Annotated in this window: 1 protein-coding gene; it reads right to left on the minus strand. The window is 56.6% G+C overall.

Annotation, left to right across the window (positions count from 1 at the left end):
- A partial coding sequence (locus tag HBA93_RS21460; RefSeq protein ID WP_221724601.1) for an NAD(P)/FAD-dependent oxidoreductase occupies positions 1–267 on the minus strand: 267 nt, incomplete at both ends.

Here is a 267-nt window from a genome sequence, read left to right on the forward strand (position 1 = left end):
CGCGGCCATTGGTGGTTTCAATGCGGCGGACAGCGCAATTCTGCATGATGATCGCGCCGAGTTCGCGCGCTTTCTCTGCCATGGCAGGCACTGCTTTTTGCGGTTCGGCACGGCCATCGGCTGCAGTATAGAGCGCGCCATAGAGCTGGCGCTGCAAGCCCGGTGCTAATGTCTCCGCTTGCTGTTTGCCAACGACTTGACTGTCGATGCCGTGTTCTTTGGCGATCTGCACCCATTCACGCCATTTTTCGAGGTTTTCTTCTTTTT

This window comes from Ochrobactrum sp. SFR4 (genome assembly GCF_019730395.1).
GTDB lineage: Bacteria > Pseudomonadota > Alphaproteobacteria > Rhizobiales > Rhizobiaceae > Pseudochrobactrum.